This window comes from Thermosynechococcus sp. PKX95 (genome assembly GCF_031583295.1).
GTDB lineage: Bacteria > Cyanobacteriota > Cyanobacteriia > Thermosynechococcales > Thermosynechococcaceae > Thermosynechococcus.
In genome coordinates this window covers 1,252,244-1,270,484 of record NZ_CP134171.1, presented here as the reverse complement: position 1 = coordinate 1,270,484, position 18,241 = coordinate 1,252,244, and the positions used below count along the sequence as shown (strand labels likewise).

The following is an 18,241-nucleotide window of genomic DNA, read 5'->3' as shown; positions in this document are numbered from 1 at the left end:
CTATCAAACAGCAATTAACTTTTCTCGATCAATATTCTGTAAAACGCTGATTTGACCGATGCGCTGAAACTCTTTGCTACTTTTATCGGCGAGGTGCAGTACCCAAGGCAGTCGAGAAGAGCAAAATCCGCTAGCAGGATGCAATTGAGTCAAATGATAGGTCTGTAAAGCCAGTAGTTCTAAAGGGGTCTTGCCATGGGTGTGCACAACGCGCAACGGTCTAGCACTGCCTCCATATTTTTTCTTGCTTGCCTCCTCGCTACTTTGTAAAATAAATGAGTTCGTTTCCTCGAACAAGACAACAGTACCCACTGCAGCGTCCTGATAGGTTACTTTGCTATCAGTTGAACAAATCTCACGTCCCATTCTGCCTGAGCCACTTTTACGGACACTGAGAATATCGACAGCAATATCTTTTTTATTTAGTTCTTCAATTGTCTGCTCAAATTCCCCTTTTTGAATAAGGCCATCACGCATCAGTAGTATCTTTTTAGGGTAGGAATGACAATTGTCTTGGAATTTAAGCACTAGCTTAGACACAACTTGCCAAATTGCTTGGCCAGAGATAGTTTCTCCCCGTTGCACATGTGGTAACTCCCAACCCAAGCTTTGACCATTGGCTAAAACTGCAAAAGCAGAAGTGCCATAGTACAGTCTTCCATTTGTACCTGTGTCAAAACCGATAACCAAGTCAGCAGCTTCAGGATGATCTAATGGTTTTAGATAGACAGGCTGCCACTTGGCTTTACACAACAGCCCTAGGCAAACATTGAGAGATTTATAATTATTTACATTAACTGGCACTATAAACTGAGTTGCTATACCTGCTTTTAATGCTTGATTTCGCAATTTCTGTTTTTCTTCATTGGGTGACCAAGGCATCACCACTAAGACAGTTTTAATTTCTTGAGCAGCCCATTGCTGCCAGAATCTTTGTTGAGCCAGATAACCTTCCGGGTATTCGCTTTTGGTAAAATAGGAGTCTATTTGTATCTGGGTGCCACTATTTTTCGCTATTTCCAGTAAGCATTTGCGTACTTCTTCTGGATATTCAGTTTTATCATCAGAAAGATTAAGGCAACCAAATTTCTTTTCACCAATTTTTGCACAGCCAAAGGAGCTAATTTTAGCTGTTTTGTCAATTTCTTTATTATTGCGAGCTAATAGTTTTGCGCGAGGCATGACAAACCCGTTAACTTTGATCGGCTCTGGTTGACAACTAAGATTATAGATGTGTTTGAAAATGAGTTCGGCTGTTTTTTGGGATTCCGACAAACGCAGGTTAATGTTTTTCCTAATGCAGTCAAACACACCTTGAATTTCACTTTTTTCTCTGCCTTGTTCAGCAATTTGTGCTAAAATTTCCACTGTGAGAACTGGTGATAGTCTTTGAGATAGATGATATACTGGCTTAGCTTTATAGTCACTAGTTTTTCTAACAATTACAATACGTGATTCATTTATTTCTTCTTCAGATGCACCCTTTCGACGGTGGTAATCCGCTAAACTGATTCCGAGTTCTTTTATTTCTACGTCATTTGGACTTTTATTCGAAAAATCTTCAAGAATCCAAACTTTTTTATCTTCGTAAGTATTTCTGACGTACTTGATCTGAATATCGGGGTATTCGTTGAGCCACCATTCAAGTGTAAATGGAGTATAAAAGCGATGATGAATATCAATTTCCAAGTATAATTTTCCATCTGGCTCAATTCTAACGTTGATTGCTCTACCTCTATGTACTTCCCAGCCATCCCCCCTTTTTTCTACCCCTTCTTCAGCAGGAATCCACCAAATCAATCCGACTTCGTAATCTTTTTCAATTCTGGTTTTGTTAAATTTTTCTTTTAATTTGCACTCTAGGATTTTGCGTTCAAAGGATTCCAGTGCCTGCCTTTCGTGATCATTTTGACAACTCAGCTCTCTACATCCTATTTGCTGTAACTGCCAACCCTGAGTTTGCATCTTACTAGTATCAATAGGCTGCCTTGTAATAATGCGGTTCCCTAGTCGAACAGCAGTTACACCTAGTTTGTAGCAAACGCTGGAAAGGGCTTTTTGCTCGCTACCTTCCTCTGGCACTTGAGTAAATTGGCATTGGTATTCATAAAATCTGAGATCCTGTTGAGTCAGATTTTTCACAAAAAAACGATTGAGTATAACTTCAACTTCTGGAAATTGGGCGAACATGATTTACAGGGAATGTAAATGTGGATGATTATAGCAAGTCTTGTTACAAATTTAAGCAGCCGAGATACAATTGTCATAAATGGTAGGTGTGGAGGATCTGGGGTGCTGCGGCTACCAATGCAACCCATTTGGCAAAGGGTTTCCCAGTGGCCGGTGTGGGAGCCAACACGGCTGGCGATCGCCAGTTCAATTCTGCTGCACGCTGTGATTCTTTCCTTTGTGCGGGTGCCCGAACCCACACCGCCAGAGTTGGCCAGTGATCAACTGGTGCCCTTGGTCAGCCTTTCTCCGGAACTCGAAGCGGATTTACCTTCGATTGAACCGCTCTTGCCCACGGAACTGCCGCCCCTTGCCACGACCGCACCACCGCCTCTACCGTTTACAGGCATTGAGCCACCCCCCCTTTCCTTTGCCCCCTTGGCACCCCTGCCCCCCTTGCCGCCGCTGACGGAACTGCCGCCCCTACCCAATCCAGTACCGCTGCAACCTTTGCCGCCGCTATGGCAATTGCCCCCGCCCGCCCGCCCCTTACCCGTTATCCCGACAACCCCGAATGAAGAGGTGGCCGTTGCGCCGGAACTCGTCTCACCGACGCCTACGCCTGAACCCACCCCTGAAGAACCCCTAGCAACCACAGAAGGCGAAGCGGCAGCAGCGTTATCGCGGTGGTTTAATCAAACGCGATTGACCCTCAATACGACGAATCTACAAGTGAATTTAGCCCAGCGGATCACGGACTTTTATCCCCAAGAGGCCTGTGGCGATCGCCTGCAGGGGGAAACAACCATTGCGGTGGTGGTCACTCCCCAAGGGCAATTGCTGCCTGCCAATGCCGCCCCCGAAACGGGTTTGCTCACCCGCAATCCCCAGATTATTCGCAGCAGTGGTTCTGCACTCCTTGATCAAGCCGCCCTAGAACGGGTACGTCAGCAATCCTTTGAGGCCACAGGGCAGTACCAAGCCCTAGCGCTCACCTTTGCTTTTGAGTATCGCCCCGAAGTGTGCCGAGGTCAGCAACCTGCTGCCACCCCAAGACCACAGCCTGCCATGCCAGCACCGGCAACGCTACCACCAACACCAAAACCAGAGGCTAGACCATCCCCTGCGAGTGAAGCCTCACCAGCACCCACCCCCACTGAAGAAGCACCACCGCCCGTATCCCCAGAACCTAGCGAGACAAACTCGTCGTCTGAAGCGCCGGCTGCGAGTCCGCCAGCAACATCTCCCGAATAAAGCGGGCGATCGCCCGTTGCAGGAGGCCGTTGACAATACGCTGACCCATTTGCTGTACCTCTGGGCGCACAATAATCCGCAGAATTGCCGGCATCACCTTGCCCCAGTCAAAGCCGGGGGTATCCTGCAAAATGCTGAAAATGCGGCGCAAATGCTCTAGGGCATTGGCTTCACTGATGATATTAGAACTTGCCGTTGCTGGTACGGGACGGGTGACGAGGGGTAAGAGTTGCACCAAGTTCCATTGCCCTATGGTTGTCCGTGCCCACGTGTCAAGGCTCTTGACAATTTCATCCGCTAGGCGATCGCGATACTCCGCTCCCCGCTCCGAAAAGAGAAAATCTAAAGCCTGCTCCAGCACCACATTAAAGTCATAGTCACGGCTCTCGCGGGCATTGCGCAGCAGATTTTCTAGGCGCGTCCAGCGAAATTGACCATCCTTGAGGAGCAGGTTCGTGAGACTTGTGCGCAGCTCTGGGGCAGGATCCGTGAGCAGTCGTTTGGCAATGTAAGGATAGGCGGCACTGAGTACCTTAAAGTTGGGGTCAACGCCCATGGCAATCCCTTCCATGGTCAGGAGCGATCGCACGATCAAGGCATAATAGGCAGGCACCTGAAAGGGATACTCGTACATCACCTCTGACAGGCGATCGAAAATGCGTTGGATATTTAGTTCCGAGACACTCGCCCCCAAGGCATCCTCAAAGACCAAGGCCAGCGCCGGAATAATTGGTTCCAGATCTGTATCGGGGGTTAGGAACCCTAAATGAACATAGTCGTAGGCAAGGCTTTCGTACTCACGGTTAACAATGTGGACAATGGCATTCAGCAAGCCATAGCGCTGCTCTGGGGCAATCTCACTCATCATGCCAAAGTCGAGATAGGCCAATTTGCCGCTAGGCATGGCCAGCAGATTCCCTGGATGGGGATCAGCATGGAAAAACCCATGTTCGAGCAACTGCCGCAGGGAGCACTGCACCCCCACATACACCATGTAGCGCGGATCAATCCCCAAGGCTTGAATTTGCTGCGGTTGGTTGAGTTTGACCCCCGTCACCCACTCCATGGTGAGCACCCGCCGCCGCGTATAATTCCAGTAAATCTTGGGAATATAGACATCGGTGAGGTGGCCATAGAGACGGGCAAAGCGTTCGGCATTCCGTCCCTCTTGGGTATAATCCATTTCCTCAAAGAGGCGACCGGCAAATTCATCGAGAATGGCCACTAAATCACTGCGAATCTCCTTGATCAGGCGTTTTGCCCAATAGGCCACCCCCCGCAGAATGTAAATGTCCAAGGTGATACTTTCTGCCAAGCCGGGACGCTGGACTTTGACGGCCACCTCTTCGCCACTGTGGAGTTTGCCCCGGTACACCTGTCCCAAGGAGGCAGCCGCAATGGGATGATCACTCAGTTCAGCAAAAAGCTCACTGGGGGGGGCGCCCAGTTCCTCCTCAATAAACTGAAAGGCCACTTCATTGGGGAAGGGTGGCAACTGATCTTGGAGTTTTGTTAATTCTTCCAAATAGACCGCTGGCAAGAGATCCGGACGAGTGGAGAGGGCTTGCCCCACTTTGATATAGGCTGGTCCAAGGCGGGTGAGGGTTTCCCGCAGGGCGATCGCTCGCTGGTGTTGATTTTGTTTACTTTGGCCTGTGACCCTGTCCCACCAACGGTTAAAGAGCAGCCAAAACACTGGCCAGAGAATCCGCAACCAGCGACTGAAGACCAGTAAAGGTCGCTGCCGGTAGTAGGCATCAATGGCCACGGGATCATAGGGTTGAAAGGTCTCCGGATCATTGGGAAGGGTTTCAGCCGCGATCGCAATCTCTTGGGGCGCGGAATCACTGGGGACAATTGCCGTATTCATGGGCAGTCGCGCAAACTCTTAAAGTATTTTAACAATCAGTTCATCATCAGGGAGGGCGGAAAATGCGGCTAGTGATTTTGGGGGCAACGGGGCAGGTGGGCTGGCAATTGGTGCAGCAGGCTCCCCAAGGGGTAGAAGTCATTCCCATTGCTCGCCAAGGCACTGCCGTAACACTGGACTTGGAAGATTTAGAGGCCATTCCCAACCTAGTAAAAACCCTTTGCCCCGATGTGGTCATCAATGCGGCGGCCTATACTGCCGTGGATCAGGCGGAACAGGAACCGGAACGGGCACAACGGATTAATGGCACAGCTGTGGGTCTTTTGGCAGAAACGATGGCCTCTTTGGGAGGGCTGTTGATTCACTACTCGACGGATTATGTGTTTGCTGGTACGCAGTCGCGACCCTATCGCGAAACCGATGCCACTGCCCCCCTCAATGCCTATGGCTATAGTAAGTGGCTAGGAGAGCAGGCGATCGCCACCCATCACCCCGCCCACCTGATCTTGCGCACCAGTTGGGTGTATGACCTGCGGGGCAAGAACTTTTTGCGCACCATGGTTCGCCTTGCTCAAACCCGTCCTGTGGTTCGGGTCGTTGCCGATCAAATCGGTACGCCCACGGCTGCCCCCTTCATTGCCCAAGTCACCTATCAACTGCTGGAACGCTGGCAGGCGGATCCCTCCTTGAGCGGTCTCTATCACCTGACGCCCCGCGGCAGTACCAGTTGGTATGGCTTTGCGGTAAAAATTTTTGATCACCTGCGTGCCAAGGGCTATGCAACTGCCACCCTAGAGGCGATTCCCAGCAGTGAGTATCCGACACCGACCAAGCGACCCGCCTTTTCCACCCTCAACTGCGAGAAGTTGGAGGCGGTTTTGGGGACTCCCCTCCCCCCTTGGGAAGCGGTTCTTCAGCCCCTTTTAGACCAACTAGATCCGCAATCCGTGCTTTAGGGGGTTGTCGCAACGGTTGTTTTCATTTGGCTGAACCAGTCGATGAGTTGCGCCAGTTGTTTCTCCACCGGTTGCGTCCCTAGACCCCGCACGGTAATTTTGCCCTGACTATAGACAAACCGATTTTGGAGATGGGTGGGCAGTTGCTCTAGGAGCAGTTTCCATGCTGGCTCCGCCATCGGGGTTTCAAGGATGACGTGCTGCTTCCCTTCGGGACGAATGCGACTAATGCCACACTGCCGTGCCAGTTGTTTGAGTTCCACAACCCGCAGCAGTTGCTGAACTGATTTGGGCAATGCCCCATAGCGATCGCTCCACTCTGCCGCCAATTGCATCAAGTCTTCTTTTGTCGTTGCAGCGGACACCGCGCGGTAGGCGGCCATCTTTTGCTCCAAATCGGGCATATAGTCGGCGGGAATAAAGGCAGTGACATTGAGATCCACTTGGGTATCGTCAACGGTGGGAATCTCTTGGCCACGAATTTCAGCGATCGCCTCTTCGAGCAGTTCCACGTACAAATCAAAGCCAACACTGTCCAGTTGACCGTGCTGCTCCGCCCCTAGGAGATTGCCCACACCGCGAATTTCCATGTCTCGCATTGCCAGTTGGTAGCCCGATCCCAGTTGGGTAAACTCCTGAATTGCCCGCAATCGTTGGCGTGCCGCTTCAGTCAGCACCTCTTGGCGGGGGTAAAATAACCACGCATGGGCTTGAATGCCCGCTCGGCCAACCCGACCCCGCAGTTGATAAAGCTGTGCCAAGCCAAACCGCTGCGCATCCTCCACCAAAATCGTATTGACGCGGGGAATATCCAAGCCGGACTCAATGATGGTCGTACACACCAGAATATTGGCTTCACCATTGCTAAAGCCAAGCATCGTGGATTCCAGTTCTCCTTCTGCCATCTGACCGTGGGCAATGAGAATACGAGCACTGGGCACCATCCCTTGCAGCTTTGCCGCTACCTCCTCAATTCCCTCAACCCGCGGCACGACATAGAAGACTTGACCGCCTCGATCCAGTTCTTGGCGAATCGCACTGCGCACCGTTTCTGGGTCATAGGGGGCAAGGTGGGTTTGAATCGGGCGCCGCGAGGGGGGTGGTGTGGTGATCAGGCTCATCTCCCGAACCCCCGACAGGGCCATATAGAGGGTGCGGGGAATTGGCGTTGCACTGAGGGTGAGCACATCCACTTGGATTTTGAGGGCTTTGATTTTCTCCTTTTGGTTGACGCCAAAGCGTTGTTCCTCATCCACCACCAGTAGCCCCAAGTCCCGAAATTTAACGGTTTTGCTCAGGAGTTGATGGGTGCCCACGACAACATCCATTTCGCCCGTTTTCAGCTTTTGCAGGATCTCTTGCCGCTCACTCTCGGTGCGGAAACGGTTGAGCAGCCCCACTTGAATCGGATAGGGGGCAAAGCGTTCCTTGAGGGTGTGGTAATGCTGCTGCGTTAGGATTGTCGTCGGGGCAAGAACGGCCACCTGTTTGCCTGCCATCACGGCTTTGAAAATAGCACGAATGGCCACTTCGGTTTTGCCAAAGCCAACATCACCGCAGACCAGCCGATCCATGGGGCGATCGCTCTCCATATCGGCCTTGACCTCTTGGATGGCCTTGAGTTGATCCGGGGTGGGCTGATAGGGAAACGAGTCCTCCATTTCCTGCTGCCACGGTGTATCTGGAGGGAAGGCAAAGCCCTGTTGTTGGGCACGTTGGGCATAGAGTTGCAGCAGATCCACCGCTACTTTTTTAATGGCCTTGCGCACCCGGGCTTTGGTACGTTCCCAAGTGTTGCCCGTTAACTTATTGAGTTGGGGAACGCCATCGCTCTGTTTGCGGTAGCGGGAGAGGCTGTTGAGTTGATCGGCAGCAACGCGGAGAATGCCATCGGCATATTGCAGGGCGAGATACTCGCGGGTTTCGTTGTTAATCGTTAGCGTTTCTAGGCGCAGGAACTGACCAATGCCGTGTTGGCGATGGACGACGTAGTCCCCTGGCTGAAGCTTGTTGAGATCCACCTGTTTGGCAGCAGCGCGGCGGCGTTTGCGCACATAGCCAAGGTTGACTAGGTTGTGCTGGCCAAAGAACTCGCGATCGCTCACCAGCACCGTGCGGAACGTAGGCAAAATAAAGCCACTAATTTCCGCTAGACCACTGGCCTTCAAGGCAATGGGCAGTCGCTGCTGTTGCAGCTTATCAATGGCCGGAAAGTCCTTGGGATTGGGCACAAACTGGGCGGGGCAATCATGCTCCTGCAACAGGGCTACAGAGCGACTCGGCTGCGCAGAGACCAACCACACGGTGTACCCCTTGTCCCGTTCCTCCCGCAGGGTTGCCGCCAAGCGACCAAATTGGTGGGGAATGGCTGGAACCGCCCGTGCTGATAAATTGAGACCGAGTCCCTCACTGGCCAGTTCGTAGAGGTGCACCCGTTGAAACCGCTCGAGGGCTTGGGCACTGGCTGACCACGGACGATGAATGGGGGGGGGTGGCGTTTCAAGGCTTTGCCAGTAGGCTTGACTGTGCTCATACCAGCGATCGCCATGGGCAGCACAGAGGGGCGGCTCATCCACGGCAATGAGGGTTTGGGCAGGCAAATAATCCAAGAGCGAAGCCGGTTGCGGAAAAGCCACCCCCAGATAGCGCCGCAATCCCTCTTGATCCTCTGAAATGAGATGGGCGTGATCTGCTGCCCGCAGGGCTTGGGCAATCAGGGGAGTAAAACTAATGGGCGTCAGGGTTACCTGCGCAAGGGCATCAAGGCGATCGCCCTCGGTGTGTAGGGAGCGTTGACTGGCCGGATCAAACTCGCGAATGGACTCAATCTCATCGCCAAACCACTGCAAGCGCACCGGTAGCTCCGCCGAGACGGGGAAAATATCCACAATGTCGCCGCGCCGACTCCACTGACCTTCCGTTTCCACGAGAGAAACCCGCTCATAACCAAGGGCTGCCAAGGCAGTAGCCACTTCCCCTAGGGAGTGCTCTTGACCCACCTCTAAAGTTAGACAGGCGGCACGAAACTGCTCTGGTGGGGGTAAATGGGGTTGCAGTGCCCGTTCGGTGGTGACAATTGCAATATTGGGGCGATCGCTCTCGACTAGAACTTGCAGTTGCCCCCAGACCATCTCCGCTTCCAAGTCAAAGGGGTCATAGGGAGAGGCCTCCGATGTCGGGTAAAAGAGCACCGCCTCCCAACCCATGCGTTCCAATTGCGCCGCCCAGCGTCCCCCCTCCTCTAAGGTGGAAGTAATCACACACAGCGATTGCTGACTCTGCTGCGCCAATGTGGTGGCCACAAAGCCCTTGACAAGGCGGGGCATCCCCGTGAGGACCAGTTCCCGTTGGTGTTGTAATTTGCTGAGCAGTTCAGCCGTCAGCGGCAGCTTACCCCAACTGCGGGGAATTGCCATTAAGGACATAGACGAGTGTCAGTGCAGGTGATCAAGACTTCAGAATTGAATTGCGACCCCTTGGGGCAGCGCTAACGCATTATAATTCTTACGCTCTCCTATCATTGTAAAAAGCAGGACAAGGATTCAGAAAACTCTAGCTAAAGCGCTTTTCGACAATTAGGGGGTAAAGAAGGGGGGATGCTCCTGTTTGGTAGCCGCTTTGGCTGTTTTCAGTGTGTGCCATCCCTGTAAAAAGAGCTACATCACTGCTGAAGAGAGGGTGGAACCCCGTGGGCACTTCCTTCATAATTGTGAAAGAGTAGGAATTGCAGAGATTGAATGACGCGATCGCCCGATATTGAGAGTCCGGCTCCAGAATCCTCAGCGATTGTTGACAGCACCCTTGAGGCAAGCGACCCCATTGACCCTGAGGATGAACTGCCCAATGAAGTGGAAATGTCCCTCTGGGATCACCTTGAGGAGTTGCGACAGCGGCTCTTTGTTGTCCTCGGCACTGTTGCTGTCACCATTGTTCTTTGCTTTACCCAAGTCCGCTGGATCATTCAGTTCCTTGAAAAACCAGCCCATGGTGCGAAATTCCTGCAACTAAGTCCGGGGGAGTACTTTTTTGTCTCCTGTAAAGCGGCGGCCTACAGTGGCATCCTCCTAGCGACGCCGATGATTCTCTACCAAGCCATCCGTTTTATCCTGCCGGGATTGACACGACGTGAGCAACGCTTGCTGGCACCGGTGGTTTTTGGTTCATCCATTCTCTTTATTGCCGGTTTGGCCTTTGCCTATACCCTCTTGGCACCCGCAGCCCTTGGCTTTTTCATTAACTATGGGGCAGATGTGGTTGAGCAACTGTGGTCGATCGATCGCTATGTGGATTTTATTTTGCTATTGCTCCTTGCCACCGGCCTCGCCTTCCAAGTCCCGATTCTCCAGTTGGTACTCATTGCCCTCGGCATTGTTTCCATCCCGCAAATGCTCAGCCAATGGCGCTACGTGGTGATTATTGCCGTAGCCGTGGCAGCGGTTTTGACCCCCTCCATTGATCCGATTACTCAAGGACTGTTGGCGGGTGCTCTGCTTGCCCTCTACTTTACGGGGATTGGCTTGGCCAAGCTGATGGGGGTGGGGCGTTCTGAGGCTTAAACTTGCAATACCCTCAAAAAAGACTCAATCAGAAAAGATGATTTTGGCGATAAAAATCAATTATCGCGATCGCCCCTCGAACTTATCAAGGCTCTCAATAGAGATGATATGCTGATGTTGCCAAATTAGTGCATCCCTTCGCGATCGCAAGAATGGCATTACTTTAACAAATTTTTGTGTTTAGGAGCGGTCTTCATGCCCATTGCCCTTGGGATGGTAGAAGTACTGGGTCATCCCCCTGCCTTAGCCGTTGCCGATGTCATGGTGAAAGCGGCGCGTGTTACCCTTGTGGGCTATGAAGTGGTCAGTGGTGCTCGCCTGACGATTATTGTGCGCGGCGACGTTTCTGAAGTGCAAATTGCGGTTGCAGCGGGTGTGGAAGCCGCCAAGAAAATTCCAGCTCAAAGTCCTAAGGAAAAAACGCTCTATCTGTCGTCAACGGTGATCCCGCGCCCCCACGAGAATTTAGAGGCCGTTTTCCCGAAAATGCGGTTCCAATATGGCGATGGCTGGGAGCGTTTTCTCGTTTAGCAGCCTTGGGAAAAGTTCTCTAAAGCTTCTCTGATGAGCAAAGCTCCACCGCCCAGATAATTGCCTCAGAAGGGAACACCCCCCCAATCAACTATCTCAACAGTGAAGCCTCAAAATCGCTAGGAAACAGTTTTAGAGGGGTACCTAGGCTAGACCAGTGTTGACCCCCGGCTTACCCGTAAACAGTTCCACTTTCACAATTTTGCCACCCATTTTTTGGATGCGTTGTTGCTCGCGGAACCAGTTTTCGTAGGGCACCAGTTTTGTGAAATAGGTGTTTTGCAGTTCGCGCTGGGTGCGAATACGGGTTTGACTCGGCACACAGGCGGTAATTTTGAAGATGCGCATGGGATGGGACTCCAAATCTGTGTAGGGTGATTACACGTCTGGGAGCTAAAGGCCAGACTCAGACTGTTTAAGCACAATTGCCATGACAGGCTGACACTCTAACCCCTAACTCCCAGACAGATGTGCGACTGGAGAGCTGTACTTAGCTTAAGCCAGAGCAGATGTAGTCAAAGTAGATGCCCATTTCTTTGCCGGCATCGGCACCCACCAAGCTGGCGGTGACTTCTTTCATGGCTTGGATGGCTTGCACAGTGGCAGCGATGGGCACGCCCAAGGAGTTGTAGGTTTCTTTCAACCCATTGAGCACCCGCTCATCGAGGATGGAAGGATCCCCAGCCAGCATGGCATAGGTGGCATAGCGCAGGTAGTAGTCGAGGTCGCGGATACAGGCCGCATAGCGACGGGTGGTGTACATGTTGCCACCGGGACGGGTGATGTCAGAGTAGAGCAGAGATTTGGCCACTGCTTCTTTGACGATATTGGCGGCATTGGCGCTGATCACGGTCGCAGCCCGCACCCGCAGTTCGCCAGTTGCGAAGTAAGCTTTCAGCTTCTCCATGGCGGCGGTGTCGAGGTATTTGCCTTGTACGTCAGAGGCGTTGATGACAGCGGTAATCGCGTCTTGCATAGTTCTTTTTCCTCAAAAACTGATTTGGATGATGGATCAATGAAGGATGCTGAGGCGACCTACTGCATGGCGCCAATCACGAAGTCAAAGTAAGAACCGGCTTCAGCGGCATCTTCTGCAGACAGCAGCGAGGAAGCAACGTTCTTCATGGCGCGGATCCCTTCGGCCACGGCAGGAATGGGGGTGCCGAGGGAGTTGTACATTTCACGCACACCCACCAAACCAATTTCTTCGATGGGGGTGACATCACCCGCAACAATACCGTAGGTCACAAGCCGCAGGTAGTAGTCGAGGTCACGCAGGCAGGTGGCGGTCATTTCTTCACCGTAGGCATTGCCACCGGGGGAGACCACATCAGGCCGTTTTTGGAAGAGTTGATCGCCCGCTTGCTTGACAATCCGCTCGCGGTTTTCGGTCAGGGTTTGGGCAATGCGCAGACGGCGCTCGCCGGTGCTGACAAAGCTTTTAATGCGATCCAGTTCACCGGGGCTGAGGTAACGGGCCTCGGCATCTGCATTCACGATCGATTTCGTGACGACGCTCATTGAGTTCCTCCAAAGTTGGAATTGTAAAACAAGGGTCTTGATAATGTGGCATTTGCCATTGGAATGTTACGATTCACCGCACTCCTGTAGGAGAGATAGGTACGGCGATGAACCCGACGGGCTGACGTAACCTTCCGCAAACATTCTCAGGCATAGGGGGGACATCTCCCACATCATCGCAATCCTTTTTAACATTCTTAACATTTTTTCAAAAATCTGCTAAGGGCAGCTATTCCAGCCATTCGATAATGCGGGTGCCAAGGTTGAGGGGAATATTCACCGCTTTGCCGAGGCGGGGTTTCTCACGGGTGGTCTCAATAAAGGTGCAAACTTGCTGGGCACAGCCCCAGTCATTGAGGTGCTGGGCGATGGCTCCAAGGTGGGCGGCATAATCTTCAGGCGTATCGGGATAGGAGGCCTGCTCGAGGTAACGCCACATCACTTGCAAAAAGATGCGATCGCCCACGCGGCGAAACTGAAGGTCAAAGGAGCGCCCCCATTTGCGCAGGAGCAAGGCATGGAGTTCATCACCAGTGAGGGGCGTCAGCATTGGCAAGAATTTCAGCCCTTGCGGCTAGGACGGCTCGGACAGTGTGATAATAGTTAACAAACGTAATTATTTTACGGCTGTTCGTTTCGATTCCTTAGTAAATAAGCGTAAACCATGGCTCAAGTTTCTGGAATGTCTGATGTGCCCGATATGGGGCGGCGACAGTTTATGAACCTGCTGACGTTTGGTACCATTACCGGTACAGCGTTGGGCGCTCTGTACCCTGTCGTCAAGTATTTCATTCCGCCCTCCAGTGGCGGCACGGGTGGTGGTGTGGTTGCCAAGGATGCATTAGGCAACGATATTAAGGTTTCCGACTACCTGACGAAGCACCTGCCGGGCGATCGCTCCCTTGCCCAAGGGATTAAAGGGGATCCCACCTACGTGATTGTTACTGAGGATCACCAAATTGCCAATTACGGCTTGAATGCCGTCTGCACTCACCTTGGCTGCGTGGTGCCTTGGAATGTCAGTGAAAACAAGTTCATTTGCCCCTGCCACGGCTCTCAATACGACAACACAGGTAAAGTGGTGCGTGGCCCTGCTCCCCTCTCCTTGGCACTGGTGAATGCCACGGTTACCGAAGATGACAAACTGGTGTTTACCCCTTGGACGGAAACCGATTTCCGCACGGGCAAAGAACCTTGGTGGACGTAAAAAGAAATTAGGGAGTGGTATGAAACGCTTTTTCAAATCGTTGACGCTGGCGATCGCCCTTGCCGCCAGTGTGCTTCTTTGGTCACCGCAAGCACAGGCCTATCCATTTTATGCGCAGCAGGGCTATGACAGTCCTCGCGAAGCGACCGGGCGAATTGTCTGTGCCAACTGTCACCTCGCCGCCAAACCCACCCAAGTGGAAGTGCCCCAAGCCGTCACCCCCGATTCCGTTTTTGAAGCCGTGGTGAAAATTCCCTACGACACCCGTGTGCAACAGGTGTTGGGGGATGGCTCTAAGGGCGGTCTGAATGTCGGTGCAGTTCTCATGCTGCCCGAGGGTTTCAAAATTGCTCCTCCCGATCGCATTCCCGAGGAGTTACAAGCCAAAACCAGCGGCATTTACTACCAGCCCTACAGTGAGGACAAGCAAAACATTATTCTGGTGGGGCCCTTACCGGGTGAGCAGTATCAGGAAATTGTTTTCCCCGTCCTCGCCCCCAACCCTGCCACGGATAAATCGATCCACTTCGGTAAATACTCCGTTCACGCTGGGGGCAACCGCGGTCGCGGCCAAGTCTATCCCAATGGTGAAAAGAGCAACAATAACGTCTTTACTGCACCGATCGCGGGCACGATTACCAGTATTACCGCTAACCCCGATGGCAGTACTGCGGTGGTGATCACCCCCGAGAGTGGTGAAGCAGTGACAGAGACCATTCCCGCTGGCCCTGACCTCATTGTCAGTGAAGGCCAAACGGTGGCAGCGGGTGAAGCCCTCACCAACAATCCCAATGTGGGTGGTTTTGGGCAAAAGGATACGGAAATTGTCCTGCAGGATCCCAACCGCATTAAGTGGCTGTTGGTCTTCTTTGCCGCCATCACCCTCTCGCAGATTCTGCTGGTTCTGAAGAAGAAACAGGTCGAGAAAGTGCAAGCCGCCGAGATGAGTCTCTAAAGGAGTCCTATCACCCACGGTAGTGCAATCCCTTCATGACACGATTGTGGCGATCGCCACGGCTATTGTGCCCCAGCAAGGGAGTATTGGCATTGTCCGTCTCTCAGGCGCCAAAGCAGTCGCGATCGCTCAGTCTTTATTTGAAGCCCCCGGCAAGCAGCCTTGGGAATCCCATCGTATTCTCTATGGCTATGTCCGCGACCCCCAAACTGGGGAACGGGTCGATGAAGCGCTCCTGCTGTTAATGCTGGCGCCCCGCTCCTACACCCGCGAAGATGTGGTGGAATTTCACTGTCATGGTGGCCTCATCCCTGTCCAGCGCGTGCTGCAACTGTGTGTCGCCGCCGGAGCACGCCTCGCCGAGCCGGGGGAATTTACGCTGCGCGCCTTCCTCAACGGTCGCCTTGATCTCACCCAAGCCGAAAGTGTGGCCGAACTGGTGGCCGCCCAATCCACAACCGCCGCTCAAATTGCTTTGGCGGGTCTGACAGGAAAATTCGCCCGTCCCCTCAAGCAGATTCGTCAGACCTGTTTATCCCTCTTGGCGGAAATTGAAGCGCGACTCGATTTTACGGACGAGCTACCCCCCCTTGACCCCGCAGCCATTGCTGAGGACATTCGCCAGCTGCAACACCAAGTGGCAGCGTTTTTGGCCACAGCAGAACGGGGAGCACTGATCCGCACTGGGCTAAAAGTGGCCATTGTGGGTCGCCCCAATGTCGGTAAGTCGAGTCTGCTCAATGCTTGGAGCCGTAGCGATCGCGCCATTGTGACAGATTTACCCGGCACCACCCGCGATATTGTCGAGTCCCAATTGGTTGTCGGTGGCATTCCAATCCAAGTACTTGATACCGCAGGCATTCGCGAGACCGATAACCTTGTCGAACAAATTGGCGTCCAGCGATCGCGCCAAGCCGCAGCCAGTGCTGATCTCATCCTCCTTGTCATTGATGCCAGTCAAGGGTGGACAGCCGCCGATCAGGAGATTTACGACCAACTCGAGCTGCAGCAGCGGCGGCAGCAAGCGCCTCAGTCCGTCTTGGTGGTTTTGAATAAAGCTGATCTCCTCAGCGAAACCGTAGAGGTTCAAGATATTCCATTGCCCATTGCCCCCATTCCCACTGTGCTGCTCTCGGCCCTCAGTCAAAGGGGAATTGAGTCTCTCGAGGACGCCATTTTAGACCTTGTCCAAGGCCAAGGGGTTACCGCCGCCAACCTAGACTTTGCCATCAACCAACGTCAAGCCGCGCTCTTGGAGCAGGTTCACCAATCCCTGAATCATGTGCTTGCGGCCATTGATGCCCAACTCCCCCTCGATTTTTGGACAATTGACCTGCATGCTGCCGCTCGTGCCCTTGGTACCCTAACCGGGGAAGAGGTGACGGAGTCTGTGCTAGAACAAATCTTTAGCCGTTTTTGCATTGGAAAATAGCCCATGCTTTGGAATACCAGCTACCGGCCGTTACTTGCTTATATCCTTCCCTATCGGCGACGGTTGCTGGTCGCTTTTTTGTGTACCCTCGGCTACGTCTCGACCATGCCGGCGATCGCCTACCTGATTGGCCAAGCGGCGAAGCTCATCGGGGCAGGGGATTTGATAGGCCTGATTCAATGGTGTGCCGCCTCCTCGCTGCTGTTTGTCGGTCGTAGTTTTTGCCAATTTGGCCAAGATGTCCTAATGTCCGATATTTCCCTACGGATTGTCTATGACATTCGGGTGCGGCTGTACCGTCATCTGCATCGTTTGGGGGTGGACTATTTTGAAAAGGCAGCGACCGGCGATCTCACCTACCGCCTCACTGAGGATGTGGATCGCATTGGCGTCATGGTCAATAGCAGTTTTCATCGCCTCATCCCCTCAACTTTAACCACGGTTGCCGTCATTGGTTATATGTTCTACCTCAACTGGCAACTGACATTGGGGACGATGATCATTGCGCCACTGATGACGTTTCTCATCGCTTGGTTTGGCAATCGGTTGTTGCGACAGTCGCGCCTGAGTCAAGCCCGCATTGCGGATTTGGCCTCCCACCTCACGGAGATTTTTTCGGGGATTCGTCTGATTAAGGCGTTTGCGGCTGAGGACTATGCTGTAGAGCAGTTTGAACAGCAGGCTGATATGAACCGTCGTGCTCGCTACCGTGCAGAACGCATTAAGTCAATGCAATACCCGGTGGTGGGGTTTCTTGAGGCTCTGAGCATTATGCTGCTGTTTATCTTGGGGGCGTGGCAAATCAATGCCGGTCATCTCACAGGGCCACAGTTCCTCAGCTTTGTTGCTGCAGTAGCGCTACTGATGGAACCCATTAATATGATTTCTGCTGATTACAATGAACTCAAAATGGCACAGGCGTCGGTGGAGCGTAGCTTTGGCCTGTTGGCTCTCGAACCCACGATCAAGGAAATGAGCCATGCGCAGCCCCTACCCCCCATTTCTGGCAAAGTGCAATACCTAGATGTGTGCTTTGGCTATGATCTAGAGCGTCCCGTGCTCAAGGACTTTAATCTCTTGGCGGAGCCGGGCGAGGTGATTGCCCTTGTGGGACATTCAGGAGCAGGTAAATCCACCATTGTTAACCTGTTGCCCCGGTTTTATGACCCCCAAGCGGGAAAAGTGTTGATTGATGGCATTGATATTAAAACTGTGACCCTGAAAAGCCTGCGGCGGCAAATTGGCATTGTTCCTCAGGAAACGATTCTTTTCTCAGGTAGTATTGCCCAAAATATTGCTTTTGGTTACTCTGAACCGGATTGGCAGCGACTGATTGAGGCCGCCAAAATCGCCAATGCCCATGACTTTATTACTCAGTTTCCCGATGGCTATCAGACATGGGTCGGGGAAAGGGGGATTAATCTCTCTGGGGGTCAACGCCAACGACTGGCGATCGCTCGTGCAGTTTATGCCGATCCGCGTATCTTGATCTTGGATGAGGCCACCTCTGCTTTGGACTCTGAATCGGAAGCCTTGGTGCAAAGTGCTCTCGAAAAGGCAATGAAGGGGCGCACCGTCTTTATTATTGCCCACCGTTTGGCCACGGTTCGTCGCGCCGATCGCATTCTTGTCTTAGAGCAGGGGCGGATCATTGAAAGTGGCAGCCATCAAGAACTACTTGCCCAGTCTGCCCGCTACGCCCAGTTCTACGCCCAGCAGTATTTCCAAGACGCGGAATGACCCCTTGTCTGATGGGCTGGCCGTTTGGATTCTATCTTCTGAATTTGGGA

15 protein-coding genes are annotated in these 18,241 nt (G+C 52.7%); 8 read left to right on the top strand and 7 right to left on the bottom strand.

Features of this window, described 5'->3' with window-relative positions:
* Positions 1–3 precede the first annotated feature (3 nt).
* Positions 4–2,190, bottom strand: coding sequence for an argonaute PAZ domain-containing protein (locus tag RHH81_RS06000; protein WP_310743521.1), 2,187 nt, complete (start codon positions 2,188–2,190; stop codon positions 4–6).
* Between the two features lie 102 nt (positions 2,191–2,292).
* Here RHH81_RS06000 and RHH81_RS05995 point away from each other — a divergent pair, with 102 nt between their 5' ends.
* Positions 2,293–3,423 carry a hypothetical protein gene (locus RHH81_RS05995; protein ID WP_310743520.1) on the top strand — a complete coding sequence of 377 codons (1,131 nt, stop codon included), beginning with the start codon at positions 2,293–2,295 and terminating at the stop codon, positions 3,421–3,423.
* On the opposite strand, the gene RHH81_RS05990 is transcribed toward RHH81_RS05995, so the two are convergent.
* Positions 3,359–5,293, bottom strand: coding sequence for an AarF/ABC1/UbiB kinase family protein (locus tag RHH81_RS05990; RefSeq protein ID WP_310743519.1), 1,935 nt, complete (start codon positions 5,291–5,293; stop codon positions 3,359–3,361). The genes RHH81_RS05995 and RHH81_RS05990 overlap by 65 nt on opposite strands.
* A gap of 62 nt (positions 5,294–5,355) precedes the next feature.
* On the opposite strand from RHH81_RS05990, the gene rfbD reads away from it, so the two are divergent.
* Positions 5,356–6,249 (top strand): dTDP-4-dehydrorhamnose reductase, encoded by an 894-nt coding sequence (gene rfbD / locus RHH81_RS05985; protein ID WP_206201485.1) that lies wholly within the window; start codon positions 5,356–5,358, stop codon positions 6,247–6,249.
* On the opposite strand, the gene mfd is transcribed toward rfbD, so the two are convergent.
* On the bottom strand, positions 6,246–9,674 hold the full coding sequence (gene mfd, locus RHH81_RS05980; RefSeq protein WP_310743518.1) for a transcription-repair coupling factor: 3,429 nt from the start codon (positions 9,672–9,674) through the stop codon (positions 6,246–6,248). The two genes, rfbD and mfd, sit on opposite strands and share 4 nt — an antisense overlap.
* Before the next feature lie 312 nt (positions 9,675–9,986).
* Here mfd and tatC point away from each other — a divergent pair, with 312 nt between their 5' ends.
* Together tatC and RHH81_RS05970 are read left to right on the top strand one after the other, a co-directional pair.
* Entirely contained in the window at positions 9,987–10,805 is an 819-nt protein-coding gene (tatC, locus tag RHH81_RS05975) for a twin-arginine translocase subunit TatC (RefSeq protein ID WP_225901674.1), read from the top strand.
* Positions 10,806–11,000: 195 nt separating this feature from the next.
* A complete protein-coding gene (locus tag RHH81_RS05970; protein ID WP_024125880.1) occupies positions 11,001–11,336 on the top strand; it encodes a carbon dioxide-concentrating mechanism protein CcmK in 336 nt (111 codons plus the stop codon).
* A 144-nt stretch (positions 11,337–11,480) separates the two neighbouring features.
* Here the strand turns inward: RHH81_RS05970 and RHH81_RS05965 are convergent, their stop codons facing one another.
* The 4 genes from RHH81_RS05965 to RHH81_RS05950 all read right to left on the bottom strand — a co-directional run bounded on the left by RHH81_RS05965 (position 11,481) and on the right by RHH81_RS05950 (position 13,407).
* The gene (locus RHH81_RS05965; protein ID WP_206201483.1) at positions 11,481–11,684 is read right to left on the bottom strand and encodes a phycobilisome linker polypeptide; all 204 of its coding nucleotides are present in this window, start codon (positions 11,682–11,684) and stop codon (positions 11,481–11,483) included.
* Positions 11,685–11,826: 142 nt separating this feature from the next.
* On the bottom strand, positions 11,827–12,312 hold the full coding sequence (gene apcB / locus RHH81_RS05960; protein ID WP_149817471.1) for an allophycocyanin subunit beta: 486 nt from the start codon (positions 12,310–12,312) through the stop codon (positions 11,827–11,829).
* 59 nt (positions 12,313–12,371) lie between these two features.
* The gene (gene apcA / locus RHH81_RS05955) at positions 12,372–12,857 is read right to left on the bottom strand and encodes an allophycocyanin subunit alpha (protein WP_149817474.1); all 486 of its coding nucleotides are present in this window, start codon (positions 12,855–12,857) and stop codon (positions 12,372–12,374) included.
* A 229-nt stretch (positions 12,858–13,086) separates the two neighbouring features.
* A complete protein-coding gene (locus tag RHH81_RS05950; protein WP_149817476.1) occupies positions 13,087–13,407 on the bottom strand; it encodes a DUF3067 family protein in 321 nt (106 codons plus the stop codon).
* A 114-nt stretch (positions 13,408–13,521) separates the two neighbouring features.
* Between RHH81_RS05950 and petC the strand changes: the two genes are divergently transcribed.
* Genes petC through RHH81_RS05930 form a run of 4 tightly spaced genes read left to right on the top strand, consistent with a single transcriptional unit; the run spans position 13,522 to position 18,191 of the window.
* Positions 13,522–14,064, top strand: coding sequence for a cytochrome b6-f complex iron-sulfur subunit (gene petC, locus RHH81_RS05945; RefSeq protein ID WP_310438386.1), 543 nt, complete (start codon positions 13,522–13,524; stop codon positions 14,062–14,064).
* Between the two features lie 19 nt (positions 14,065–14,083).
* Complete coding sequence (gene petA, locus RHH81_RS05940; protein ID WP_149817480.1) at positions 14,084–15,019, top strand: cytochrome f; 936 nt, start codon at positions 14,084–14,086, stop codon at positions 15,017–15,019.
* 22 nt (positions 15,020–15,041) lie between these two features.
* Entirely contained in the window at positions 15,042–16,451 is a 1,410-nt protein-coding gene (mnmE, locus tag RHH81_RS05935) for a tRNA uridine-5-carboxymethylaminomethyl(34) synthesis GTPase MnmE (RefSeq protein WP_310438387.1), read from the top strand.
* Positions 16,452–16,454: 3 nt separating this feature from the next.
* Positions 16,455–18,191 carry an ABC transporter ATP-binding protein gene (locus RHH81_RS05930; RefSeq protein WP_302679094.1) on the top strand — a complete coding sequence of 579 codons (1,737 nt, stop codon included), beginning with the start codon at positions 16,455–16,457 and terminating at the stop codon, positions 18,189–18,191.
* The last annotated feature ends 50 nt before the right edge of the window (positions 18,192–18,241 follow it).